This window comes from Vibrio sp. RC2502 (assembly GCF_054850435.1).
On sequence record NZ_CM141453.1, the window covers coordinates 3,073,621 to 3,099,094 of the forward strand.

General features: G+C 47.9%; 16 protein-coding genes, 1 tRNA gene, 2 rRNA genes and 1 pseudogene. 13 read left to right on the plus strand and 7 right to left on the minus strand.

Features of this window, described 5'->3' with window-relative positions:
* Positions 1 to 67: 67 nt before the first annotated feature.
* Together ACYJZR_RS14350 and ACYJZR_RS14355 are read left to right on the plus strand one after the other, a co-directional pair.
* Positions 68 to 445: a hypothetical protein gene (locus ACYJZR_RS14350; protein ID WP_005458016.1), complete on the plus strand. Its 378-nt coding sequence runs from the start codon at positions 68 to 70 to the stop codon at positions 443 to 445.
* 17 nt (positions 446 to 462) lie between these two features.
* Entirely contained in the window at positions 463 to 1,848 is a 1,386-nt protein-coding gene (locus ACYJZR_RS14355) for a class II fumarate hydratase (protein WP_053314574.1), read from the plus strand.
* Between the two features lie 87 nt (positions 1,849 to 1,935).
* On the opposite strand, the gene ACYJZR_RS14360 is transcribed toward ACYJZR_RS14355, so the two are convergent.
* A complete protein-coding gene (locus tag ACYJZR_RS14360) occupies positions 1,936 to 5,367 on the minus strand; it encodes a hybrid sensor histidine kinase/response regulator (RefSeq protein ID WP_406966383.1) in 3,432 nt (1,143 codons plus the stop codon).
* Positions 5,368 to 5,488: 121 nt separating this feature from the next.
* Positions 5,489 to 6,679 carry a 3-phenylpropionate MFS transporter gene (locus ACYJZR_RS14365; RefSeq protein WP_005458010.1) on the minus strand — a complete coding sequence of 397 codons (1,191 nt, stop codon included), beginning with the start codon at positions 6,677 to 6,679 and terminating at the stop codon, positions 5,489 to 5,491.
* A gap of 229 nt (positions 6,680 to 6,908) precedes the next feature.
* Between ACYJZR_RS14365 and ACYJZR_RS14370 the strand changes: the two genes are divergently transcribed.
* The 9 genes from ACYJZR_RS14370 to fis all read left to right on the plus strand — a co-directional run bounded on the left by ACYJZR_RS14370 (position 6,909) and on the right by fis (position 16,665).
* Positions 6,909 to 8,735: a DUF294 nucleotidyltransferase-like domain-containing protein gene (locus tag ACYJZR_RS14370; RefSeq protein ID WP_031841436.1), complete on the plus strand. Its 1,827-nt coding sequence runs from the start codon at positions 6,909 to 6,911 to the stop codon at positions 8,733 to 8,735.
* A gap of 32 nt (positions 8,736 to 8,767) precedes the next feature.
* Positions 8,768 to 9,397 (plus strand): 3'-5' exonuclease, encoded by a 630-nt coding sequence (locus ACYJZR_RS14375; RefSeq protein ID WP_021449808.1) that lies wholly within the window; start codon positions 8,768 to 8,770, stop codon positions 9,395 to 9,397.
* 237 nt (positions 9,398 to 9,634) lie between these two features.
* A complete protein-coding gene (gene acs, locus ACYJZR_RS14380; protein ID WP_005458005.1) occupies positions 9,635 to 11,587 on the plus strand; it encodes an acetate--CoA ligase in 1,953 nt (650 codons plus the stop codon).
* A 304-nt stretch (positions 11,588 to 11,891) separates the two neighbouring features.
* Positions 11,892 to 12,341: a type II 3-dehydroquinate dehydratase gene (aroQ, locus tag ACYJZR_RS14385; RefSeq protein WP_005478606.1), complete on the plus strand. Its 450-nt coding sequence runs from the start codon at positions 11,892 to 11,894 to the stop codon at positions 12,339 to 12,341.
* Positions 12,342 to 12,402: 61 nt separating this feature from the next.
* Positions 12,403 to 12,861, plus strand: a complete 459-nt coding sequence (gene accB / locus ACYJZR_RS14390) for an acetyl-CoA carboxylase biotin carboxyl carrier protein (protein WP_005459553.1) — start codon at positions 12,403 to 12,405, stop codon at positions 12,859 to 12,861.
* A 14-nt stretch (positions 12,862 to 12,875) separates the two neighbouring features.
* Positions 12,876 to 14,219, plus strand: a complete 1,344-nt coding sequence (accC, locus tag ACYJZR_RS14395; RefSeq protein WP_020839801.1) for an acetyl-CoA carboxylase biotin carboxylase subunit — start codon at positions 12,876 to 12,878, stop codon at positions 14,217 to 14,219.
* Between the two features lie 130 nt (positions 14,220 to 14,349).
* A complete protein-coding gene (gene prmA, locus ACYJZR_RS14400) occupies positions 14,350 to 15,237 on the plus strand; it encodes a 50S ribosomal protein L11 methyltransferase (RefSeq protein WP_005459549.1) in 888 nt (295 codons plus the stop codon).
* A gap of 139 nt (positions 15,238 to 15,376) precedes the next feature.
* The gene (gene dusB / locus ACYJZR_RS14405; RefSeq protein ID WP_005496441.1) at positions 15,377 to 16,345 is read left to right on the plus strand and encodes a tRNA dihydrouridine synthase DusB; all 969 of its coding nucleotides are present in this window, start codon (positions 15,377 to 15,379) and stop codon (positions 16,343 to 16,345) included.
* A 23-nt stretch (positions 16,346 to 16,368) separates the two neighbouring features.
* Complete coding sequence (fis, locus tag ACYJZR_RS14410) at positions 16,369 to 16,665, plus strand: DNA-binding transcriptional regulator Fis (protein ID WP_000462885.1); 297 nt, start codon at positions 16,369 to 16,371, stop codon at positions 16,663 to 16,665.
* Positions 16,666 to 16,792: 127 nt separating this feature from the next.
* Here the strand turns inward: fis and ACYJZR_RS14415 are convergent, their stop codons facing one another.
* Complete coding sequence (locus tag ACYJZR_RS14415; RefSeq protein WP_406966382.1) at positions 16,793 to 17,950, minus strand: MFS transporter; 1,158 nt, start codon at positions 17,948 to 17,950, stop codon at positions 16,793 to 16,795.
* Entirely contained in the window at positions 17,947 to 19,512 is a 1,566-nt protein-coding gene (locus ACYJZR_RS14420; RefSeq protein ID WP_406966381.1) for an ABC-F family ATP-binding cassette domain-containing protein, read from the minus strand. The genes ACYJZR_RS14415 and ACYJZR_RS14420 overlap by 4 nt, the downstream gene beginning before the upstream one ends.
* 489 nt (positions 19,513 to 20,001) lie before the next feature.
* On the opposite strand from ACYJZR_RS14420, the gene ACYJZR_RS14425 reads away from it, so the two are divergent.
* Together ACYJZR_RS14425 and ACYJZR_RS14430 are read left to right on the plus strand one after the other, a co-directional pair.
* On the plus strand, positions 20,002 to 20,991 hold the full coding sequence (locus ACYJZR_RS14425) for a sensor domain-containing diguanylate cyclase (protein ID WP_406966380.1): 990 nt from the start codon (positions 20,002 to 20,004) through the stop codon (positions 20,989 to 20,991).
* A 79-nt stretch (positions 20,992 to 21,070) separates the two neighbouring features.
* Positions 21,071 to 21,893, plus strand: a pseudogene (locus ACYJZR_RS14430) (IS630 family transposase).
* A gap of 130 nt (positions 21,894 to 22,023) precedes the next feature.
* On the opposite strand, the gene ACYJZR_RS14435 reads toward ACYJZR_RS14430, so the two are convergent.
* From ACYJZR_RS14435 to ACYJZR_RS14445, 3 genes are all read right to left on the minus strand, one after another.
* Positions 22,024 to 22,100, minus strand: a tRNA-Asp gene (locus ACYJZR_RS14435).
* 30 nt (positions 22,101 to 22,130) lie between these two features.
* Positions 22,131 to 22,246 (minus strand): 5S ribosomal RNA (gene rrf, locus ACYJZR_RS14440).
* 91 nt (positions 22,247 to 22,337) lie between these two features.
* Positions 22,338 to 25,228: ribosomal RNA gene (locus ACYJZR_RS14445) — 23S ribosomal RNA — on the minus strand.
* Between the last annotated feature and the right edge of the window lie 246 nt (positions 25,229 to 25,474).

Sequence of the window (25,474 nt, forward strand, 5' to 3'; positions counted from 1 at the left end):
AAATAGAGGGTTGCTAATTCATTTTTAATTGATAATAATTATCATTATCTAATTAATTGAGGCAGATATGAAACGCAGAAAGGACATATTCAACGCCTTCTTCAAAGCGCAAGATCGCTTCCAACTTGCCGCGCCAAGTGGCTTTGAGCCCGACGTCATTCATGACTATATTCATTGGGGTATGGTGTTGTCATCCAGCTATGAGCATGAAGCAGAAGACGAAAACTTACTCTTGTGCGAACTGTTTTTGCGCCAAGTGTATTTCCACCTTCTCGAAGCGATTCAAGACCCAACTCGCACTCGTACATTTCGCCGAGTCTGCCTTGATTCGGTTCACACGCCCTTATTCTGCCTCAAACGTTACTACTATCAGTTTGAACATGGCGACGTAAAGTTTCTCCAATTACAACAACAATTACGCCTCATTCAGACTTCTCTTGATTAAACGAAAGGAACCCTACTATGACCACCGAATTTCGTATTGAAACCGACAGCATGGGCGAAGTAAAAGTCCCGGCGAATGCCTTGTATCAAGCGCAAACTCAGCGCGCTATCGATAACTTCGCATTTAGCCAGCACACCATGCCAAGCGGTTTCATCCAAGCTTTAGCCCACATCAAACAGACGGCAGCACTGACCAACGCACAACTAGGGTTACTGGAAGGTGATATCGCTAATGCGATTGCAGACGCTGCGCAAGCCATTATTGATGGCCAACATCTCGATCAGTTCCCTATCGACCTATTCCAAACCGGTTCTGGGACAAGCTCCAACATGAACGCTAATGAAGTGATTGCCACGCTCGCGTCTGAATTGCTTGGCGGCAACGTCAACCCGAATGACCACGTTAACATGGGTCAAAGCAGCAACGATGTGGTGCCGACGGCGATTCAAGTCAGCTCAGCACTTGCTATTGAACACAAGTTGTTGCCTGCACTGGCTCATCTTAGCCAAAGCCTAGAAACCAAGAAGCAAGCTTTGCAAGGTGTGGTAAAAACAGGCCGAACTCATTTGATGGACGCCATGCCAATCACTTTCGCGCAAGAGCTGGGCGGCTGGCAGTTCCAGATTGAACACGCTAAACAAGCCATTGAACAAACACTGCCGATGGTGAAAGCCCTTGCTCAAGGCGGCACTGCCGTTGGCACAGGGATCAACGCCGATCCGCGTTTTGCCTCTCTGTTTGCAGACAACCTCACTCAGTCCACTCGAGTCACCTTTACTTCAAGCGACAATTTCTTTTTCAACCTCAGCAGCCAGGATGCGATCGTCGCACTGTCTGGACAGCTCAAAACAGCAGCAATTGCGATCATGAAGATCGCAAACGATCTTCGCTGGATGAACTCTGGCCCATTGGCTGGCTTGGGTGAAATCGAACTGCAAGGCTTACAGCCGGGTTCATCAATCATGCCGGGCAAAGTAAACCCGGTTATTCCTGAAGCCGCAGCCATGGCGTCAGCGCAAGTGATTGGCAACGACGCAACCATCACCATCGCGGGTCAGTCTGGCAACTTCCAGTTGAATGTTATGCTACCCGTGATTGCACATAATATTTTGGAGAGCATTGAGCTCGTTGCGAACAGTGCGACCGCCCTTGCCAATAAGGCGATTGCGACCTTTGATGTTCGACAAGATAACCTCGATATTGCTTTAGCCAAGAATCCGATTTTAGTCACCGCACTAAACCCGGTGATCGGGTATTTGAAAGCGGCAGAAGTAGCGAAAAAAGCCTACAAACAAGGACGAGCCATCATTGATGTGGCCGAAGAGGAAACGGATTTAGACCGCGAAACACTTGAAAGGCTGCTTAATCCAGCCAAATTGACTCAAGGTGGCGTGGCTGAGTAAAGCACCGCTTTGAAGATCCGCAGAATACAAAGAGACCTCTCATTGGAGGTCTCTTATTATCTGGCTCATGCGTTCAACTTACCTAAGCTACGCGACTCGATTGAGCACCGAGCGTAATTTGAGTGGCTTAACGGGTTTGGCAATAAAGCTGAAACCGTTCGCTTTGATGCCTTCCATCATATCGTCAGTACGGTCAGCACTGATGATCACCCCTTCAAAACGATTCCCCAGACGCAAACGACACTGTTGCAACACTTCTAACCCCGTACGTCCATTATCCAATCGATAATCAGAAAAAATGACGTCTGGCACCCAATCGCCTTCGAGCGCTTGTAAACTTTCGACGAGATCCGTCGCAACACGTATGTCGCACCCCCAACGAGAGAGAAGATTTTCCATTCCGACCAAAATGTCAGGTTCGTTATCGACACACAGAATTCGCAAGTGGCACAACTCAGATTGAGGACTGGTCTCGACTTTCGCAGGGTGTGGCTGAACGTGATGAGCCTTATCCAAGGTTATCGAGAACACGCTGCCTTTGCCAAACCACGAACGCATTGAAATGTCGTGTCCCAACACCTGCGCAATCCCTTTGGAAATCGCCAAGCCTAATCCCAAGCCTTGATCGGAGCGCACTTGCGTTCCGCGATTAAACTCCTCGAAAATTTCCTGCTGTTTTTCTTCCTCGATGCCCATGCCGTTATCCCACACATCAATGCGAACACGTCCTTGAACTCGGCGCACTCCCAGAGCGACTTTACCATTTGGGCTGTAACGGAAGGCATTGGTGAGGAAATTCTGTACCACACGACGCAGTAATTTAGGGTCCGATTTCACCATTAGCGAAGATGGGATCATAGTGAACTCGATCCCCTGTTGTTTGGCCAATGCGCTGAATTCCGCATTGAGGTTCGCCAGAACATCGTTGACCGCGAAGCCATGGACATTGACCTCCAACTTACCCGATTCCAAACGCGAAATATCCAGCAAATCTCCGATCAAATCTTCTGCCGCGCCTAACGCACTTTCGATGTGTGCCGACAACTTGCGAGTTTCGCTGTCTTTGGCTACTTCAGAAAGTGAAGACGCAAACAAACGGGCGGCATTGAGCGGCTGCATCAAGTCATGACTTACGGCCGCTAAAAAACGCGATTTCGATTTCGATTCCAAATCCGAACGCTGCGTCGCTGCCACCAACTGCTTGTTGAGTTGCTCCAACTCTCTAGTGCGCGCGCGCACTCGTTCTTCTAACGTTTCATTGGCGTCTTTCAGTGCTTGCTCGGCATCGCGGAATACGGTGATGTCCGTAAAGCTCATTACAAAACCACCGCCGGGCATCGGGTTGCCCTGCACTTCAATCACTCGTCCATCAGGGCGCACACGGGAAGAGGTATGTCGCGTGCCTTGCTCAAGGTGATACACGCGGCGGCGTACGTGGTCTTCTGGATCGCCGGGGCCACATAAACCTTGCTCAGCATTGTGGCGAATCACATCAGCAATCGGTCGGCCGACTTGAATCAATCCGGGCGGGAATACAAACAGCTCTAGGTAACGCTGGTTCCACGCCACCAGCCGCAGTTGTTTGTCGACCACCGCAATCCCTTGGCCGATATGTTCTATCGCCCCTTGGAGTAACCCGCGGCTAAAGTCGTACAGCTCGGATGCTTCATCAACGATGGTTGCGACTTCTTCAAGCTGCATATTTCTGCCTTGCAACGCAGAAGTAAGTACTAACTTAGCGGAAGAGGCACCAAACACTCCAGCCAATACGCGTTCAGTGTGACGAATCAACGAAGACGGCGCTTGTTGGTTCGGTAACAACTCCTCTCGCTGCTGGCTCCAATAGGCTTGGAAAGCCACTTTCACCCGAGTGCGGCCAACAAAGCGTGAGGCAAGCATTTCCAGCTCAGCCACGGTAACTCGACTTTGGTACAAGCTGATGTTTTCGCTTTCAGGCAGCGGTGTTCCGACAAAAGACGCCGACTGTAAGCGCTCACTTAGGCTTGGACGCGTCGCCAGAGACACCGCGACAAAACACACCGCGTTCGCCACCACACTCATGATCATGCCCCAATCCGAAATCGCAATGTCGAAGCTCGACAGCATCTCTGGCGGCGTGATTAACCAAATCAAAAAGTTGTTGCTGGCATTACCAGCCAACATGTCGGTTTGGCTCATTAAGGTAATCAACCAAATCGTAAAACCGACCGCGAGGCCAACATAAACGCCTTTCTTGTTGCCCTGACGCCAATACATACCGCCAATCAATGCAGGGGCAAACTGGGTAATGGCTGCAAACGAGAGAAAACCTATCGCAGAGAGTGAGTGGATACTATCTAAAGCCTGATAAAATCCCCATGCACCAATCAACAAAATCAGAATTAGAGCGCGGCGAATACGCAGCAAAAGCTCCGAGAAATGGTGATGGTTGCGCTGCGCCAAGCGCATTCGGCGCAATATCAGCGGCATCACTAAGTCGTTCGATACCATGATCGCCAAAGCAATGGTTGAAACAATCACCATACCGCTCGCCGCCGAAGTACCGCCCAAAAACGCCAGTAACGCAATCTCGCTTGCCCCCACCGCCATCGGCACACTGATCACGTAAGTATCGGCAGATGTTCCGCTCAATAACCCTTGCCCGACCCACGCGATTGGCAACACAAATACGCCCATCAAAATCAGATACAGCGGGAACAACCAACGCGCAACGTGCAAGTCTTGCGCACGTTCATTTTCCACCACCATGGTGTGGAACTGGCGCGGCAAACAGACAATTGCCAACATGGTCAGCACAGTATGAATCAATAAGGTTGGAATGTTTGGCGACTGGTAGGTTTCAGAAGCCACTTCAATCAGACTCAAGTCTTCAGTACTCATCGCCAGCCAGACAATGAAAATCCCCACCACCAAAAACGCCAGCAATTTGATGATGGATTCGAACGCTATCGCCATCATCATCCCACGGTGATGCTCGGTGTTATCAATATGGCGAGTACCAAACAACATGGTAAAAATGGCCAGTGCCACCACGACAAACCAAGACACGCTGTCATTCTGATAACCAAAATCGGTCGCCAATTCCGGGGCGATGATCTCCAACCCCATGGTGATGCCACGCAGCTGCAAGGCGATGTAAGGCAAGATCCCTGCCACCGCAATCAATGTGACGACCACCGCCAAGCCTTGCGATTTTCCGTAACGGGCACCAATAAAATCAGCGATGGAAGTGATGTGTTCGCGCTTCGCGATCAGAATGAGTCGAGCCAGAACCCGCCATCCGATGGTAAACACCAAAATCGGCGCGATATAGATGGGCAAGAAAGACCAAGGATTGCTGCTCGCCTGTCCGACCGTGCCGTAGAAGGTCCACGAAGTACAGTACACCGCAATCGAGAGGCTATAAATCCACGGTCGCCAACGGGCGAGCCAGCGCTTCTGTATGTCTCCGTACCACGCGATTATAAATAGGGCTCCCAAGTACGCCAAAGAAACGGGAACCACCAGCCATCCTTGCATCCGATATCCTTTCTAGCTTTTCTTACAGAAAATAAAAAACCTCTCCTTGAGGGAGAGGTTTCATTTAACACTGCTTTCACAATGGAGACAAAGATTAGTTTTTAACCTTTGTCACAGAAGTCTAATTCTGTGTTTCAAGTGCCTTTTCAGACACATCCACCACGTTGTGGCTAGGCTCTTGAGGGTCCAATTTGATGAACAGCGCCAATAGGCCCATTGCCGCCATACCCCAGAACACCAGCGCGCCCCAGTGCTCGTAACCCCAACCACTGAGCACCGTCATCAGCGCGATAAATGCGCCAAGCGGGATCGCGTTGTATAGCGCTTGCAGAGCCACCATTTTGTGCTCTTCAGAGTTTTGGATGTATTGAATGGCCGCAATGTGCGCCGTCGCGAATGTCACGCCGTGCAGAAGTTGCACAATAACCAACGCAACGATAGACGTTGTTGCTGCGGTCATGCCCCAACGCATCATCACACCACAAGCTGCAACAATAAACAGCGTGCGCAGCGCCCAACCAGCAAACAGACGCTTACTCAATGCAAACACAGCCACTTCTGCCGCAACGCCCAGACTCCACAAGTAGCCGATCACGTCTTCTGAGTGACCCGCCGCTTTCCAGTGAATGGCACTAAAGCCGTAGTACGCCGCATGGCTACCTTGGATAAGCGATACCAAAACCAAGAACTTCACCACTGATTTATCGGTAAGCAGTGCAGATAATTTCGGACGTTCAGCATGCTGGTCACCGCGAGTGACAGGCATTGGATTGATGCTGCGCATCGCGAAAAGCAATGAAAAGAACACCCCCACCATCGCGGTGTACAGAATCATATCCGAGCCAAATTCTGCGACAAGGAAACCCACCACCGTTGAACCCGCAATGAAGGCTATAGACCCCCACAAACGCGTGCGCCCGTAATCCAACATTTTCAAGCGAGCGTAGTAGTTTGCCATCGCGTCTGATAGCGGAACTACCGGACCACAACACAAGTTAAACAACACCGTTGCCAATGCCATGAGCCAAAAACTGCCGCCCGTAAAAAAGTGGAAACCAACAAAAATGAGGGCTGCAAAGCTCAACCAACGCAACGTTGGCATTAGATGTTCAACTCGGTGTACACGAGGGGTAATGACGAGGTTAGCCACGCAGCGTGTCGCCAAACCTAAACCAACCAGTAAACCAATGTCCGTGGAAGAAACGCCCTGTTCTTTAAACCACAACGACCAAAATGGCAGGTAAACGCCATACGCAAAAAAGAATCCGAGAAAGTACTGGGAAATCCAGCCATACGGAGAAGGTTTCAACATTACTAATATCCTAAAACGGGAACACCATCGCTCGAACCGTGGATTATGGATCGCTATGCGTATTAGAAAAAGGGAAGAATAGGCAACTTACCGTTTCCTCGATGTCATTCTGACTTTTGATGCGCCAAATTCGCCCATCAATGTCCAGCGGTTTAGACCAAAGTCGTCTGGCTTACGGCAAGAAATTTGTCAGACTTATACTGTGTTCCTCCCAATTTTAGGTGTCTCCATGCCTGACAAATTTAATATGCAATCTCCCCCGTTCGATCGTCTGACCGATGCTCAGCAAACTCGGCTGCGCTCGTCCTTAGATGTGGCGTACTATCGAACTCGAGATGTCATTTTATCTAGCGGGCAGACCAACCCTCACTTGCACATATTGATCAAAGGCGCAGTCGAAGAGCGTTCTAAAGACCAATCCGAAGTGTTCGCTCACTACGCCAATGACGACATGTTTGATGTGCGTTCACTGTTTGAAGAATGCGTTCGACATCAATACATCGCGCTGGAAGACACCCTTTCGTACTTGCTACCAAAAGACGTTTTTCTCGAGCTTTATAACGAGAATGGCCAGTTCGCGGCTTACTTCGACAACAACTTATCCAAACGACAAGAACTCATCGAAGCCGCGCAGCAACAGCAAAACTTGGCCGAATTCATTCTGACCAAAGTCGATAACAGCATTTATCATCCGCCGATGATCCTCGCGCCAGAAACGCCAATCAACGAGGTAACTCGAACTCTAAAAGATAACGGCATCGATGCTGCATTGGTTCAGCTCCACGACGATGACCCGCGATTGGAAAAATGGCCGTCAGCTCACCCGTACGCCATCGTGACTCGTACCAACATGCTGCACTCGGTTATGTTGGATAATTGCGCCGTGGACACACCTGTAGGTGAGATCGCAACTTTCCCTGTCTACCATGTTGATGACGGGGATTTTCTGTTTAACGCCATGATCACCATGACACGTAATCGCATGAAACGTTTGATGGTCTGCGAAGGCAATCGCGCGGTGGGCATGCTCGACATGACACAAATTCTCAGCGCGTTTTCGACGCATTCCCACGTGTTAACACTCAGCATTGCACGAGCAAGCAGCGTAGAAGAACTGGCGTTGGCCTCAAACCGCCAACGTCAACTGGTAGAAAGCTTGCTGAGAAACGGCATCCGCACTCGCTTCATCATGGAGCTCATCTCTGCGGTAAACGAACAAATTATCGAAAAAGCCTTTGAACTGGTGGTGCCACCCGCTTTGCACGACCACTGTTGTTTGATCGTGCTGGGCTCAGAAGGGCGTGGCGAGCAAATTCTTAAGACCGACCAAGACAACGCGCTCATTATTGAAGACGGGCTAGAATGGCCGCATTGCGAACAAGTGATGCAATCATTCACCCACACTCTGCAGCAGCTTGGTTACCCACTCTGCCCCGGAAAAGTGATGGTCAACAACCCGAAATGGGTCAAAACGCAGCAAGAGTGGCTCCACACCTTAGATCATTGGATTGCGAAGGCGGAGCCTGAACCTATCATGGACTTGGCGATTTTCAGTGACGCACATGCAGTAGCAGGAAATCGAGAGCTTCTCACCCCAATAGCAAATCACCTCAGAGACAGCATGAAAGATCGCATGCTGGTTTTGTCGGATTTCACGCGCCCTGCTTTGCAATTTTCCGTGCCCCTGACTCTGTTTGGCAACGTAAAAAGTGCCAAGGATGGTTTGGATATCAAACGTGGTGGCATCTTCCCTATCGTGCATGGTATTCGCACCTTGTCGTTGGAATATGCGATTGAAGAAAAAAACACCTTTGAACGCATCGAAGCACTAAGAAAAAAACGCATCTTAGAACCTGAGACCGCAGACAACTTAAACGAAGCGTTGAAGCTGTTCTTTAAGATTCGCCTTAATCAGCAATTGAGTAAACAAGAAACACTTAACAACATTGATATCAAACAGTTAGACCGAACCGAGCGTGACTTGCTGCGTCATAGCTTGCATGTGGTGAAGAAGTTTAAGCAGTTCTTGGGCTTCCACTATCAAATCCGCGATTAAGCGCTTACACAAGTCAAAATGAGGCGTAGAGGATGAACTGGTTACAACGCAAATATTGGCATTACAAACTGAAAGGCTCGCCTTATCAGTCGCTGTTTTGTGCGCCACACAAAACCGAGTTTGTGTCTCTAGATTGTGAGACCACCAGCCTTGATCCAAACCGTGCTGAGTTGGTCACCATCGCAGCAACCAAGATCATCGACAACCGCATCCTCACCAGTCAGCCTTTTGAAGTACGCTTACGTGCACCCCAATCGTTAGATTCTGGGTCAGTGAAAATTCATAAAATTCGCCACCAAGATCTGGCTGATGGTATCAGCGAGAAAGAAGCGTTGCTGAAACTGCTCACGTTCATCGGCAACCGTCCTTTAGTCGGATATCACATTCGCTATGACAAAAAAATTCTCGACCTTGCCTGCCAAAGGCAACTCGGCTTCCCACTGCCAAACCCATTGATTGAAGTCAGCCAGATTTATCACGACAAACTAGAACGGCATTTACCCAATGCCTACTTCGACTTAAGTCTGGATGCGATTTGCAAGCACCTGGAACTGCCCATTCAAGATAAACACGACGCGCTGCAAGATGCGATTTCTGCCGCCTTGGTTTTTGTGCGCCTCACCAAGGGCGATCTGCCAAATCTCACCGCGCCATACACATAAATCCTGTTGACCTAGCTCCCATAATTACTTTTATTTCAAGCATTTTCCGGCACACCCCTCTGTCTCATCCTAAAGTCTAATTGTGGAAATACGCGCTGTGACTGACAGTTATAGGCACAACGTCGTTCTAGGACGACTGAGTATTTAAGAACCAAAAGACAGCCCTACAAAAATACATATTCAGAATCTTAAGTAGATTGGTGTAAGGCCGAGAATTAAGGCACAAGGAGAGAAGCCATGAGCGAAGCCCACGTTTATCCGGTAAAAGAAAATATTAAAACTCATACACACGCGGATAATGATACCTACCTAGCCATGTATCAGCAGTCGGTCACCGATCCAGAGGGCTTCTGGAACGAGCACGGCAAAATCGTTGATTGGATCAAACCTTTCACCAAAGTAAAAAGCACCTCATTCGACACCGGCCACGTCGACATTCGCTGGTTTGAAGATGGCACACTGAACGTATCTGCAAACTGTATCGACCGTCATCTCGCAGAACACGGCGACGACGTAGCGATCATCTGGGAAGGCGATGATCCAGCAGACGACAAAACACTGACTTTCAACGAACTGCACAAAGAAGTGTGCAAGTTCTCTAACGCATTAAAAGACCAAGGCGTGCGCAAAGGCGACGTGGTGTGTTTATACATGCCAATGGTGCCAGAAGCGGCTATCGCTATGCTGGCGTGTACACGCATCGGCGCGGTGCATACCGTGGTGTTTGGTGGTTTCTCACCAGAAGCACTGTCTGGTCGTATCATCGACTCTGACGCGAAAGTTGTGATTACTGCGGACGAAGGTGTGCGCGGTGGACGTGCCGTTCCGCTGAAAAAGAACGTGGACGAAGCACTCACTAATCCAGAAGTAAAAACCATCAGCAAGGTTGTGGTACTAAAACGCACAGGCGGCAATGTAGATTGGCATGAGCATCGTGACGTTTGGTGGCACGAAGCAACCGCAAAAGTCTCTGATGTTTGTCCACCAGAAGAGATGAAAGCCGAAGACCCACTGTTCATCCTCTACACATCTGGCTCGACAGGCAAACCAAAAGGCGTACTTCACACAACAGGTGGCTACCTTGTTTATGCTGCCATGACGTTTAAATACGTCTTCGATTACCAACCAGGTGAAACGTTCTGGTGTACCGCAGACGTAGGCTGGATTACTGGCCACACGTACCTTATCTACGGACCACTTGCGAACGGTGCGAAAACCATCCTGTTCGAAGGTGTACCAAACTACCCGAACACAAGCCGTATGAGCGAAGTGGTCGATAAGCATCAAGTGAACATTCTGTACACCGCACCAACGGCTATTCGTGCGCTGATGGCAAAAGGCAACGAAGCGGTTGCTGGCACGTCTCGCTCAAGCCTTCGCATCATGGGCTCAGTGGGCGAACCAATTAACCCAGAGGCATGGGAGTGGTACTACAAAACGATCGGTAACGAAAATTCACCTATCGTCGACACTTGGTGGCAAACGGAAACCGGCGGCATCTTGATCGCTCCACTTCCGGGCGCGACAGATCTCAAACCAGGTTCAGCAACTCGCCCATTCTTCGGCGTACAACCTGCGCTGGTTGATAACATGGGTAATATCCTTGAAGACACCGTAGCTGAAGGTAACTTGGTAATTCTTGATTCTTGGCCAGGTCAAATGCGTACGGTTTACGGCGACCATGAACGCTTCGAACAAACCTACTTCTCAACCTTTAAGGGCATGTACTTCACCAGTGACGGTGCGCGTCGTGACGAAGACGGCTACTACTGGATCACTGGCCGCGTCGATGACGTACTGAACGTGTCTGGACACCGTATGGGCACCGCTGAAATTGAATCTGCGCTAGTCGCGCATCACAAAATTGCCGAAGCCGCGATTGTTGGTATTCCACACGACATCAAAGGCCAAGCGATCTACGCCTACATCACGCTCAACGATGGCGAGTTCCCATCCGCAGAGCTGCACAAAGAAGTGAAAGATTGGGTGCGTAAAGAGATTGGTCCAATTGCAACGCCTGACGTACTGCACTGGACAGACTCTCTACCAAAGACTCGTTCAGGTAAGATCATGCGTCGTATTCTGCGTAAGATTGCGACAGGTGATACAAGCAACCTAGGCGATACTTCAACGCTTGCCGATCCAAGTGTAGTAGACAAACTCATCGCCGAAAAAGCAGAACTGGTATAAGCTCGCCAGCCTGTTTTAAACAGTGAACGAAAACCGCCATCTTTGCATGGCGGTTTTTTGCTTTTGGGCGCAAATTAACCACAACATAGATATGGTGATTATGTTGTTTTTGTTAACTTGGTTACAGAAACGAAGCGGGCAATTGGGAGATTAGACCAGTAAATTGCTGCTAATTGCTATGAATTAGCTATAATCTTGGTCGATTTTTTAAAATTTGCTCGGTTTTAACAAAAAAATCGTGCTGAATTATCGTATATTTGGGAATATAAACGTTCCACTCACGATAAGGGAAGATAGCAACATAATGTCTGCAAAGTCACGGATTCTTGTTCTAAACGGACCAAATCTTAACCTATTAGGTCTGCGTGAACCGACACACTATGGTAACAACACCCTAGCACAAATTGTGGACGCTTTGACTGAACAAGCGCACAACGCAGGGGTGGAACTGGAACACCTACAATCAAATCGTGAGTACGAACTGATTGAAGCCATTCATGCCGCTTACGGCAAGATTGATTTCATCATCATCAATCCAGCTGCTTTCACTCACACCAGTGTAGCACTGCGAGATGCATTACTTGGCGTGGCCATCCCATTTATCGAGGTGCACCTATCGAACGTGCATGCACGTGAGCCGTTTCGTCATCACTCTTACCTGTCTGATAAGGCAGAAGGCGTGATCTGCGGTTTAGGCGCACAAGGTTATGAATTCGCTCTGTCTGCCGCGATTAACAAGCTACAGGCAAAGTAACCCTAACACTCTGCAACCCCACAGGGGTTGTCTTAATCACAAGATAAAAGAGAAAGAAAAGATGGATATTCGTAAAATCAAGAAGCTAATCGAGTTAGTTGAAGAGTCTGGCATTGCTGAGCTAGAGATTTCTGAAGGTGAAGAGTCAGTGCGCATCAGTCGTCACGGCACAGCAGCTCCAGCACCAGTTCACTACGCAGCAGCTCCAGTAGCAGCACCTGCGCCAGTAGCAGCACCTGTAGCAGACGCGCCAGCAGCTGAAGCTCCAGCAGCAGCGGTACCTGCAGGTCACCAAGTTCTTTCTCCAATGGTTGGTACTTTCTACCGCTCTCCAAGTCCTGATGCGAAATCATTCGTAGAAGTTGGCCAAAAAGTTAACGCTGGCGACACGCTATGTATCGTTGAAGCAATGAAGATGATGAACCAAATCGAAGCGGACAAATCTGGCGTTGTTACTGCAATCCTAGTTGAAGACGGCCAACCAGTTGAATTCGACCAACCTCTAGTTGTAATCGAATAAGCGAGGCTTGCCTTATGCTAGACAAAGTAGTCATCGCGAACCGAGGTGAAATTGCACTTCGTATTCTTCGCGCTTGTAAAGAATTAGGTATTAAGACCGTTGCTGTTCACTCAACAGCTGACCGCGATCTTAAGCACGTACTACTTGCAGATGAAACCGTGTGTATCGGCCCTGCTCGTGGTATCGACAGCTACCTAAACATCCCACGCATCATTTCTGCAGCAGAAGTAACTGGCGCGGTAGCGATCCACCCAGGTTACGGCTTCTTGTCAGAAAACGCTGACTTCGCAGAGCAAGTTGAGCGCAGTGGTTTCATCTTCGTTGGTCCAAAAGCGGACACTATCCGCATGATGGGCGACAAAGTATCAGCGATCACCGCAATGAAAAAAGCGGGCGTTCCATGTGTACCTGGCTCAGACGGTCCACTAGATAACGACGAAGACAAGAACAAAGCTCACGCTAAACGTATCGGCTACCCTGTTATCATCAAAGCATCTGGCGGCGGCGGCGGTCGTGGTATGCGCGTAGTTCGTGCAGAAAAAGACCTCGTTCAAGCTATTGCTATGACTCGTGCAGAAGCAAAAGCAGCATTCAACAACGACATAGTTTACATGGAGAAATTCCTAGAAAACCCACGTCACGTTGAAGTACAAGTTATTGCTGATGGTCAAGGCGGTGCAATCCACCTAGGTGAACGTGACTGTTCTATGCAGCGTCGTCACCAAAAAGTAGTGGAAGAAGCTCCAGCTCCTGGCATCACTGAAGAGATGCGTAAGTACATCGGCGAACGTTGTACTCGTGCATGTATTGAAATCGGTTACCGCGGCGCAGGTACATTCGAATTCCTATACGAGAACGGTGAATTCTACTTCATCGAAATGAACACTCGTATTCAGGTAGAACACCCAGTAACAGAAATGGTTACCGGTATCGACCTAATCAAAGAACAGCTTCGCGTAGCAGCAGGTCAACCACTGTCATTCACTCAAGATGACATCAAGATCCGCGGCCATGCGATTGAGTGTCGTATCAACGCAGAAGACCCAGAGCGCTTCCTACCGTCTCCAGGTAAGATTCAACGCTTCCACGCGCCAGGCGGCATGGGTGTTCGTTGGGAATCGCACATCTACTCTGGTTACACAGTGCCACCTCACTACGATTCAATGATCGGTAAGCTGATCACTTACGGTGAAAACCGTGACGTAGCGATTGCACGTATGAAAAATGCACTGGGTGAGATGATCATCGAAGGCATTAAAACTAACGTGCCACTACAAGTGTCAATCATGAATGATGAAAACTTCCAACACGGCGGTGCGAACATTCACTACCTAGAGAAGAAACTAGGCCTACAATAAGCCTCAGCGAACCTCTAAATAAATGCCCACATCTGTGGGCATTTTTGTTTTGTATAAAGTCTATACTCAAACAAATCGCAGAGTTCTGGTAAACTCTGCGCCACTTCATTCACTTTAAGAGCAAAAACAAATGCCTTGGATTCAAATCAAACTCAACGCGACCAATGAAAACGCCGAGCAAATCGGCGACATGCTAATGGAAGAGACTGGTGCGCTGTCTGTAACTTTCTTAGACGCGCAGGATACACCTGTATTCGAACCTCTACCTGGCGAGACTCGCTTATGGGGCGATACTGACATTCTGGCACTGTACGATGCAGAAGCCGATACCAACTTCATCATCGACCAAATCAAAGCAAGCAATATGCTAGCAGAAAATTTTGCTTACAAAGTTGAACAGCTTGAAGATAAAGACTGGGAACGCGAGTGGATGGAAAACTTCCACCCAATGAAATTTGGTGAGCGCCTATGGATTTGCCCAAGCTGGCGTGAAGTGCCAGAACCAGACGCTGTCAACGTAATGCTGGATCCAGGTCTTGCATTCGGTACTGGTACTCACCCAACAACCGCGCTTTGTCTTGAGTGGCTAGAAAGCATGGACTTAAGCGGTAAAACCGTTATCGACTTCGGTTGTGGCTCAGGCATTCTTGCGATCGCAGCGATCAAACTGGGCGCAGAAAAAGTTATCGGGATCGACATTGATCCTCAAGCGCTACTTGCATCAAAAGACAACGCAGAGCGTAACGGCGTTGCCGACAAACTAGAAGTATACCTTCCTCAAAACCAACCAGAAGGTCTGATTGCAGACGTGGTTGTTGCTAACATTCTTGCTGGTCCACTACGTGAACTTGCACCAATCATTAAAGGCCTAGTTAAGCCAAATGGCGCCCTAGCAATGTCTGGTGTTTTGGACACGCAAGCGGAAGATGTTGCAAGCTATTACCGTGATGAGCTTCACATTGACCCTATCGTTGAGCAAAGCGAATGGTGTCGCATCTCTGGTCGTAAGCAAGGCTAGACAAGGTTTTCAGGGCTAATTGTTTGAAATTCATACAATTTACAAAAACAATTTGTAAATGCTCAAATATTAGTCTTTTCACGCAGTGAAAAAATGCGTAAAATGCGCGCCCTTGCTGGCACAGAACTGTGATGACGTTTTGAAAATCGGAAACTACCAACTTAAGAACAATCTAATCGTAGCCCCTATGGCTGGTGTAACGGATAGACCGTTCCGCGAGTTGTGTCTTCGTTATGGTGCGGGCATGGCCGTCAGTGAAATGATGTCCGCCAACCCAAAACTATGGAAAACGTCGAAGTCGAAACAGCGCATGGTACATGAAGGCGAATCGGGCATTCGCTCTGTACAAATTGCCGGTTCCGATCCACAGCTTATGGCAGATGCAGCTCAATTCAGTGTTGAAAACGGTGCGCAAATCATCGACATCAACATGGGCTGCCCGGCAAAAAAAGTGAATAAGAAGCTGGCGGGCTCTGCACTGCTTCAATACCCAACCATTATCGAAGAGATTTTGAAAGCGGTAGTGAATGCGGTAGACGTTCCTGTAACGTTAAAGACCCGAACAGGCTGGGATACAGACAACAAAAACTGTGTCCAAATCGCTAAATTAGCCGAAGACTGCGGCATACAAGCTCTTGCCCTGCATGGCAGAACAAAAGCGTGTATGTACAAAGGTGAGGCCGAATACGACAGCATTAAAGCGGTAAAAGAGGCGATTTCAATTCCGGTTATCGCGAACGGTGATATCGATAGCCCGGAGAAAGCCAAATTTGTACTGGAGTACACCGGTGCGGACGCTTTAATGATTGGACGCCCTGCCCAGGGTCGTCCTTGGATTTTCCAGGAAATCCATCACTATTTGGAAAACGGCACCACAATGGATGAGCTTCCCACTCAGGAAGTGAAAGCCATTATGCTTGGTCATGTGAATGCTCTTCATGAATTTTATGGCGAGTATTTAGGTCCACGTATCGCGCGTAAGCACGTAGGTTGGTATCTGAAAGAACATGAACAGGCGAGTGAGTTTCGCCGTACCTTCAACGCTATCGACGCAGCTCCGCTGCAAATTGAAGCGCTAGAAGGTTATTTTGATAACGTTGCATCATAATTAAGAGAAGAGCTAGACCGAATATGTTCGAACAAAATCTGACTTCAGAAGCATTAACAGTAACTACAGTAACGTCACAAGACCAGATTACTCAAAAGCCTTTACGTGACTCTGTTAAAGCGTCTCTTAAAAACTACCTTGCTCAACTAAATGGCCAGGAAGTAACAGAACTATACGAATTAGTTCTAGCTGAAGTTGAACAGCCACTATTAGATACTATCATGCAGTACACTCGCGGTAACCAAACTCGCGCAGCAACTATGATGGGTATCAACCGCGGTACTCTTCGCAAGAAACTTAAGAAATACGGCATGAACTAAGACCGGATTTCAAAAGTATTTGGAACAAGCCGTTACCTTTGGGTAGCGGCTTTTCTTTATCTACTGATCTAAAAATATTAGTGAAGAAACACACGTGACACTTTCGCATCACGCGATTCACACTCTTTTATGAGTAGCGCTGGAGTTGCTCCGTTTCCTGAATGGGCTTCAATGCTGCGATAGCGAAGCCAAAGAGTAATACGGCCAATACAGCGACCCATTCACTCCCTACATCATAGGCAAATCCAGCAAGCGCAGACCAAATTGCGACGCCAAAGTGCATCATGCTCATCGCAGATGACATTAGAACTCCTCGATATTCATCCGATAAGCTCGCTATATAAGCCTGTAGAGCCGGAGAGCCTATACCGCCTGCCAACGACCAAATTGCCAATATGGAAAGATAGGCCACGAATTGGCTCGCACCACACGCAAATACCCAGATGCTACATGGCATGCACACCATAAGCGCAATACGCATTACAGCTCGGCCACTTCCAAGGCGATGAGAAGCTCGAGTCGTGAGTAGATTTCCAAGAACACTCACGATTCCTAAAGCTGCGTACATCATGCCAATCCAACTTATCGACAGTCCCGCGACATCTCGCATATTGAGCCCAATGAGATTGAACACACCAATACCACCACCTAAGCCAAAACACATAGCAGCAATCGCACCCAACGCTCCAGGAAGGCGAAATGCCTCTATAACGGGAGGTAATGTCATTAACCGCTCGTTCTGATCGTGAGGCTCTCTCATGCATCCCCAAACTAAGGCCCCAACAGCAAGTGCCGCCATCCCTAAGATGATAAAAGCTGCTCGCCATGATAAGAGCTGTGTGATCAGTGCACCGATAGCAGGGCTGGTTATCATGCCTAATGTCAATCCAGCTTGCACCATCACAATCTGCCGCATCGAGCGCCCACCTTTTGCATCACCAGCCAACGCAAATGCGATTGGCAGCATTCCTGCGCTAGCAATGCCCGTAACAACACGAGTGACTAAAGCCCATTCAAACTGGCTAACCAAGCCAGTCAGAATCGAGGAGATGCCAAAAACGAAACAAGCCGGCAGCATTAGGCGAAGACGCCCTACTCGATCCGACCAGCGCCCTAAATAAGGCGCACAAAACGCAATCGCTAGACTATACGCCGTAATAAAGAGTGTCACCTGGCTCGGAGGAACACCAAGATCACCTCCGATAGGTTCTAAAATTGAGCCAAGCAGCAATTCGTCAGCACCTACCAGAAATGCAATAAAGAACAACGCTATCGACTGAATCATGCTTCAACCTCCGCTTGCAAAGAAATCTCCGCTAAGGTCGCGATATCGACGATTCTGTCTGGCCAATCTTGGATAAATGCCTTCTCGTGTGAAACCAAGATGACACTGCCCGAAAAACGTTGTAGCGCCTGCTTCAACGCATCTTTACTGCTGGTATCAAGATGCGTAGTTGGCTCATCAAGAATGAGTACATTGCAGCCTCGTGTTGCTAAACAACAAAGCTTAACGCGAGTTTGCTCCCCACCACTCAACGCCTCTAAGCGACGTTGTGCTTTATCACCCTTTATCCCGAAGCGTGCTAACAGCTTACGAGCCGATTTACTATTGATTGAAGAATCGACCGCACACACCTCTTGCTCCGGTGTATGATCCGGATGACGCCAAGATAGGTCTTGAGCGAAGTAGCCGATCTTAAGACCTTGTGCAAACGTCATTTCACCAGAGAGTGGAAGCACCTCCCCCATTAGCGTTTTAAGCAATGTCGACTTCCCTACGCCATTGAAGCCCTCAATCACTAACTTTTCTCCTCGTGCGACAGTGATATCAATCGGTGACAGTAAAGGCGTTTGATAGCCAATGCTCAACGCTTCGGCGCTAACAACACTTTGATGTCCAATAGGCGCATAAGAAAAATCAAATTCAGTCACGGCATCTGTTTTATGCAACTGAACCCTTTCAATTTTATCCAATTGCTTCTTACGGCCCTTCGCAATGCTCGCATTCACACCTGCGCCATTTTTCGCAATAAACTGTTCCAGTTTCTTAATCTCAGCTTGCTGTGCGTGGTACTCTTTTTCCAACAGCGAATTGTTGTGTCGCTTTTGCGTCATTGCTTTGTGGTATGAGCCGGTGTATTTCTGGATTTTTTGATAGTCGATATCACAGATGCAGGTAGTAACCGCATTCAGGAAACTCACATCATGAGACACCAACAGTACGGTTCCTACATAAGCATTGAGATAACTCTTTAACCACTCAATATGAGTTGCATCAAGATAGTTAGTCGGCTCATCTAACAGTAAGACGTCTGGTTCACGCAACAATAAGCGCGCTAATAAGACCTTATGGCGTTGCCCACCACTTAACGCACTCATTAGAGTATCCGGCCCCAACTGCTGTATACCAAGCCCTGCGGATACACTTTCAATTTGGGCATGTAAGGCGTAAAAGCCTTGGGCTTCCAATTCCGTTTGTAACTTAGCAACTCGGCGAAGCAAAGAAGGCGATGCAGATTCAGCCATCTCTTGATACAAAGAAAATAATTCACGTTCAGCTTCAAACAACTCATTAAATGCCGATTGTAAACATTCTCTAATCGTCTGAGTTTTATCAACCACAAGATGTTGATCAAGATAGCCAATCTCTAAGTTTGGCTGCCAATGAATATCTCCCTCATCGGCAGAAATTTCACCAACAAGCAACTTTAACAACGTACTTTTTCCTACTCCGTTTGCACCGGTGATTCCTACATGCTCTCCAGCATGAATAGTGAAGTGGGAATGGCTATATAGGTGATGATCAACAACCTGATAGGACATATTTTTAACGTGTAACACACTCATGTTTTTTACCAAATAAAAAGGGCCGGTACTTACATACCGGCCCCTATTTCAACTATGGGTAACTTCATATCTGATTTCAAACTTCAGATACAAAAAAGCCGGTGATGAAATATCACCGGCGGTCTCTTGTCTTTACTCAGATGTAATACAACCTACGCATTTTCCAGCTTAGCTGTGCACGTATTTCCACATCTGATGAAGATAATTTATGACTCCGAGCAACACTTCATCGCGTTTTATGCACGGAGTTCAGCCTTCTTACGAAGTTTTTAAACAAGAGATATAACATGAATTTTTGTCTCAAAAATATACAGGCAAGAGCCTACACCCGCACGAAACAAAGTGCTATAAAAATTTCACTCAAACAGCTCAAAAGCTAACACACACAGATTAGCTGAATCGATAAACCATTATGTGATCCATATTGATTGTGTCATCAATACAAACCTATATAATCGGCTACTTGCCGAGAAGAAGGAAAGTAACCACATGATTTATAAAGAAAGGGAAACATGGTTAGAAGCCATTTTAAACACCCTACCGGATCATGTGTTTATCCTAGACGAAAGCGGGCGCTATATTGAAAGCTTTGGTGGAACCCACCACTCCAAAACGTTCAACGCAGAACGCTACACTGGCTTACAGCTTAGCGATGTCCTTTCCCCGACCAAAGCAGACGAACTCATGGGGTTCATTTTTGACGTTATGCAAGGTAACGAAACGAAGGTCGTGAAATACAACCTTTCTCTGCATGACCACCTACTCCTGCCTATAGAGGAGCTAGAAGCGTTAGAAAATCCAGAAGAAATGTGGTTTGAGGCGATTATTAAACCAGTTAACGCTCCTGAAAATGCAAACAAACTGGTGATCTGGTCTGTACGTGATATCACTAAGACTCATTTACTAGAGCAACGCCTTAAACAATTATCAGAAACTGATGCACTTACTGGTCTTCTCAACCGTCGGGCGTTTGTCTCCAATTTAGATAATGCGATCATTCAACATACAAAACGTTCTAAAACACTTTCATGCTTGATGATCGATATTGATCACTTCAAAGATATTAATGATAGCGTTGGCCATTTTTCTGGTGATCATGTTATCACTCGCATTGCTCACGTTTGCCAAGGAGTCATTCGTGGCAGCGACTTTATAGGTCGATTGGGAGGAGAAGAGTTCGCAGTAATCTTAACAGATACGAATGCGATTCAAGCGTATGAAGTAGCTGAACGCATCCGCCAAGCTATACAAGCAACGATCTGTCATGTCGATGACGTTGAAATTACGACCACTGTTAGTATTGGTGTAGCAGAGTTGAATTCACAACAATCCAACGCAAAAGAGCTTCTAATCGAGGCCGATAAAGCGATGTACTATTCAAAGCACTCAGGACGCAATCAAGTCACCCTAGCTTACGAAAACCTGCCAGATCTTAAGCTTTATCAAGCCGGTCACTTAAAAATACAAAGAGTTTCTTAAATATAAGCTCCCCCTTTCTGACCACAATAACATCGCTAAAAACTCACCTATCTAAAAGCCTTATAACTATTAGTAAAAAATGCTCTATATCTGTTCGCTATTTATCGACCTAAACCACCATCATTCCATCCTTAATATCGACTTTAAAAAGCTCGCAAGTCAGCAAAAATCCATTCAGATGAAAATGAGACTGCTGGCCCTTGCTCATTTCAAATGATGAACATTCACGCACACAAATCGCCAAGTTTCTCAAGGTAAGCCGAACCAGTGTCAATAAGTTGGTCCAAAGCTTTCTTGAAGAGGGGCTAAAAGGACGGCAAGAAAAGCCAAGCACAGAAGGATTTGAAAAAATCAAAATCTAAACGATCCTTAAGATCCCAGAACATATAGCTTTAGAGTGTGTTGATGTTTGGTTTCAGGACGAAGACAGATTTGGGCAACAAAACACTACAACACGCTTATGGACTGAAAAAGCAACTCACCCCAGAGCCGTGAAGCAATAACAATTTGAGTATGCTTATCTGTTCGGTTCAGTTTGTCCCAGAAAAGGAATTGGTGAGGCTATCATTGTCCTTGGGTTCATAAAGACATCATGATAGAGCACTTGGCAGTCACGGAGGAGGGACGTCACGCTGTCGTTGTAATGGATGGTGCAGGATGGCATACAGAGAAATTGCCAATGACTTTAAATGTCAGTGTAATCAAACTTTCTCCCTATTCTCCAGAGCTAAACCCTATCGAACAAGTATGGCGTTGGTTGAGGCAACGCGATTTATCCAACCAATCTTTTATGGATTACGACGACATTATTTCCAAGTCTGCGATGCATGGAATCGGCTTTGGATTGCTCCCAAAGAGTCACCAAAATGTGCTCGAGAAGATGGATAGACCTGACCAGTTAGTTTTCCAGATTGGTATAAATGGCGAAGTCGTGGAACTGCAGATCATCGAGAATGGTCTTTCTTGGAAGGGAAAATGACAGACTCTAAAACGACAAAAGCCCTGCTATTTCTAGCAGGGCTTTCAAATAAGTGGCGGAGCGGACGGGACTCGAACCCGCGACCCCCGGCGTGACAGGCCGGTATTCTAACCAACTGAACTACCGCTCCGCACTGGTTAGACCTAAGTCTAAATTTAAAGCCTGGCGATGTCCTACTCTCACATGGGGAAACCCCACACTACCATCGGCGCTATTTCGTTTCACTTCTGAGTTCGGAATGGAGTCAGGTGGGTCCAAAACGCTATGGTCGCCAAGCAAATTCTTTAATTCGGAAAGCTGTTTTTGTGTTCTCTACACATTCAATTCTGTTCTTGCTTCGAGTCCATCAAAACCCCTTGGGTGTTGTATGGTTAAGCCTCACGGGCAATTAGTATCAGTTAGCTCAATGCCTCACAGCACTTACACACCTGACCTATCAACGTCGTAGTCTCCGACAACCCTTTAGGATACTTAAAGTATCAGGGAAGACTCATCTCAGGGCTCGCTTCCCGCTTAGATGCTTTCAGCGGTTATCGATTCCGAACTTAGCTACCGGGCAATGCGTCTGGCGACACAACCCGAACACCAGAGGTTCGTCCACTCCGGTCCTCTCGTACTAGGAGCAGCCCCCTTCAATCTTCCAACGCCCACGGCAGATAGGGACCGAACTGTCTCACGACGTTCTAAACCCAGCTCGCGTACCACTTTAAATGGCGAACAGCCATACCCTTGGGACCGACTTCAGCCCCAGGATGTGATGAGCCGACATCGAGGTGCCAAACACCGCCGTCGATATGAACTCTTGGGCGGTATCAGCCTGTTATCCCCGGAGTACCTTTTATCCGTTGAGCGATGGCCCTTCCATTCAGAACCACCGGATCACTATGACCTGCTTTCGCACCTGCTCGAATTGTCATTCTCGCAGTCAAGCGGGCTTATGCCATTGCACTAACCTCACGATGTCCAACCGTGATTAGCCCACCTTCGTGCTCCTCCGTTACTCTTTGGGAGGAGACCGCCCCAGTCAAACTACCCACCAGGCACTGTCCGCAACCCCGATTAGGGGTCGACGTTAGAACATCAACACTACAAGGGTGGTATTTCAAGGACGGCTCCACACATACTGGCGTACGTGCTTCAAAGCCTCCCACCTATCCTACACATGTAGGGTCAATGTTCAGTGCCAAGCTGTAGTAAAGGTTCACGGGGTCTTTCCGTCTAGCCGCGGGTACACTGCATCTTCACAGCGATTTCAATTTCACTGAGTCTCGGGTGGAGACAGCGTGGCCATCATTACGCCATTCGTGCAGGTCGGAACTTACCCGACAAGGAATTTCGCTACCTTAGGACCGTTATAGTTACGGCCGCCGTTTACCGGGGCTTCGATCAAGAGCTTCGACCGAAGTCTAACCCCATCAATTAACCTTCCGGCACCGGGCAGGCGTCACACCGTATACGTCATCTTACGATTTTGCACAGTGCTGTGTTTTTAATAAACAGTTGCAGCCACCTGGTATCTGCGACTCTCGTCAGCTCCATCCGCGAGGGACTTCACCATCAAGAGCGTACCTTCTCCCGAAGTTACGGTACCATTTTGCCTAGTTCCTTCACCCGAGTTCTCTCAAGCGCCTTGGTATTCTCTACCCGACCACCTGTGTCGGTTTGGGGTACGATTCCTTACAATCTGAAGCTTAGAGGCTTTTCCTGGAAGCATGGCATCAATGACTTCACACCCGTAGGTGCTCGACGTCGTGTCTCAGCCTTAAAAAGAGCCGGATTTACCTAACTCTTAAGCCTACGCACTTGAACCTGGACAACCGTCGCCAGGCCCACCTAGCCTTCTCCGTCCCCCCATCGCAATTGTAAGAAGTACGGGAATATTAACCCGTTTCCCATCGACTACGCCTTTCGGCCTCGCCTTAGGGGTCGACTTACCCTGCCCCGATTAACGTTGGACAGGAACCCTTGGTCTTCCGGCGAGGAGGTTTTTCACCCCCTTTATCGTTACTCATGTCAGCATTCGCACTTCTGATACGTCCAGCATGCGTTACCACACACCTTCAACCGCTTACAGAACGCTCCCCTACCCAATGTGCAAAAGCACATTGCCGCAGCTTCGGTTTACTACTTAGCCCCGTTACATCTTCCGCGCAGGCCGACTCGACCAGTGAGCTATTACGCTTTCTTTAAATGATGGCTGCTTCTAAGCCAACATCCTGGCTGTCTGAGCCTTCCCACATCGTTTCCCACTTAGTAGTAATTTGGGACCTTAGCTGGCGGTCTGGGTTGTTTCCCTCTCCACGACGGACGTTAGCACCCGCCGTGTGTCTCCCGGATAGTACTTACTGGTATTCGGAGTTTGCAAAGGGTTGGTAAGTCGGGATGACCCCCTAGCCTTAACAGTGCTCTACCCCCAGTAGTATTCGTCCGAGGCGCTACCTAAATAGCTTTCGGGGAGAACCAGCTATCTCCAGGTTTGATTGGCCTTTCACCCCTAGCCACAAGTCATCCGCTAATTTTTCAACATTAGTCGGTTCGGTCCTCCAGTTGATGTTACTCAACCTTCAACCTGCCCATGGCTAGATCACCTGGTTTCGGGTCTATATCCAGAGACTGAACGCCCAGTTAAGACTCGGTTTCCCTACGGCTCCCCTAGATGGTTAACCTTGCCACTGAATATAAGTCGCTGACCCATTATACAAAAGGTACGCAGTCACAGGACAAAGCCTGCTCCTACTGCTTGTACGTACACGGTTTCAGGTTCTATTTCACTCCCCTCACAGGGGTTCTTTTCGCCTTTCCCTCACGGTACTGGTTCACTATCGGTCAGTCAGTAGTATTTAGCCTTGGAGGATGGTCCCCCCATATTCAGACAGGATATCACGTGTCCCGCCCTACTCGATTTCACTGAACACACGTCGTCAACTACGGGACTATCACCCTGTATCGTCGGACTTTCCAGACCGTTCGTCTAACGCGTGTAAAGCTTAAGGGCTAGTCCAATTTCGCTCGCCGCTACTTTCGGAATCTCGGTTGATTTCTTTTCCTCGGGGTACTTAGATGTTTCAGTTCCCCCGGTTCGCCTCATTAACCTATGTATTCAGTTAATGATACTTACTTATGTAAGTGGGTTTCCCCATTCAGAAATCCCAGACTCAAATGGTTGTTACTACCTAATCTGGGCTTATCGCAAGTTACTACGTCTTTCATCGCCTCTGACTGCCAAGGCATCCACCGTGTACGCTTAGTCACTTAACCATACAACCCGAAGGAGTTTCGAGTTGATGAACAAGTCACCAAAGTTGTCTGCAATTTTTATACATGATGCAGACTCGATTTTGCCGGACTCAAATTCCAAGAACACTTGAATGTGTTATTTTGGTGTTTGTCATAAAGACAAACATTGAGAACTTTACAAACAACAATAAATTGTTGTTTTGTCAGCTTTCCAAATTGTTAAAGAGCTAATCACTTCTAATGAAGTAACCATTTTTAAAAGCACTC

Coding starts and splice junctions, on each gene's coding strand:
- ACYJZR_RS14350 (WP_005458016.1), top strand. CDS start 68: ATGAAACGCAGAAAGGACATATTCAACGCCTTCTTCAAAGCGCAAGAT.
- ACYJZR_RS14355 (WP_053314574.1), top strand. CDS start 463: ATGACCACCGAATTTCGTATTGAAACCGACAGCATGGGCGAAGTAAAA.
- ACYJZR_RS14360 (WP_406966383.1), bottom strand. CDS start 5,367: ATGCAAGGATGGCTGGTGGTTCCCGTTTCTTTGGCGTACTTGGGAGCC.
- ACYJZR_RS14365 (WP_005458010.1), bottom strand. CDS start 6,679: ATGTTGAAACCTTCTCCGTATGGCTGGATTTCCCAGTACTTTCTCGGA.
- ACYJZR_RS14370 (WP_031841436.1), top strand. CDS start 6,909: ATGCCTGACAAATTTAATATGCAATCTCCCCCGTTCGATCGTCTGACC.
- ACYJZR_RS14375 (WP_021449808.1), top strand. CDS start 8,768: ATGAACTGGTTACAACGCAAATATTGGCATTACAAACTGAAAGGCTCG.
- acs (WP_005458005.1), top strand. CDS start 9,635: ATGAGCGAAGCCCACGTTTATCCGGTAAAAGAAAATATTAAAACTCAT.
- aroQ (WP_005478606.1), top strand. CDS start 11,892: ATGTCTGCAAAGTCACGGATTCTTGTTCTAAACGGACCAAATCTTAAC.
- accB (WP_005459553.1), top strand. CDS start 12,403: ATGGATATTCGTAAAATCAAGAAGCTAATCGAGTTAGTTGAAGAGTCT.
- accC (WP_020839801.1), top strand. CDS start 12,876: ATGCTAGACAAAGTAGTCATCGCGAACCGAGGTGAAATTGCACTTCGT.
- prmA (WP_005459549.1), top strand. CDS start 14,350: ATGCCTTGGATTCAAATCAAACTCAACGCGACCAATGAAAACGCCGAG.
- fis (WP_000462885.1), top strand. CDS start 16,369: ATGTTCGAACAAAATCTGACTTCAGAAGCATTAACAGTAACTACAGTA.
- ACYJZR_RS14415 (WP_406966382.1), bottom strand. CDS start 17,950: ATGATTCAGTCGATAGCGTTGTTCTTTATTGCATTTCTGGTAGGTGCT.
- ACYJZR_RS14420 (WP_406966381.1), bottom strand. CDS start 19,512: ATGAGTGTGTTACACGTTAAAAATATGTCCTATCAGGTTGTTGATCAT.
- ACYJZR_RS14425 (WP_406966380.1), top strand. CDS start 20,002: ATGATTTATAAAGAAAGGGAAACATGGTTAGAAGCCATTTTAAACACC.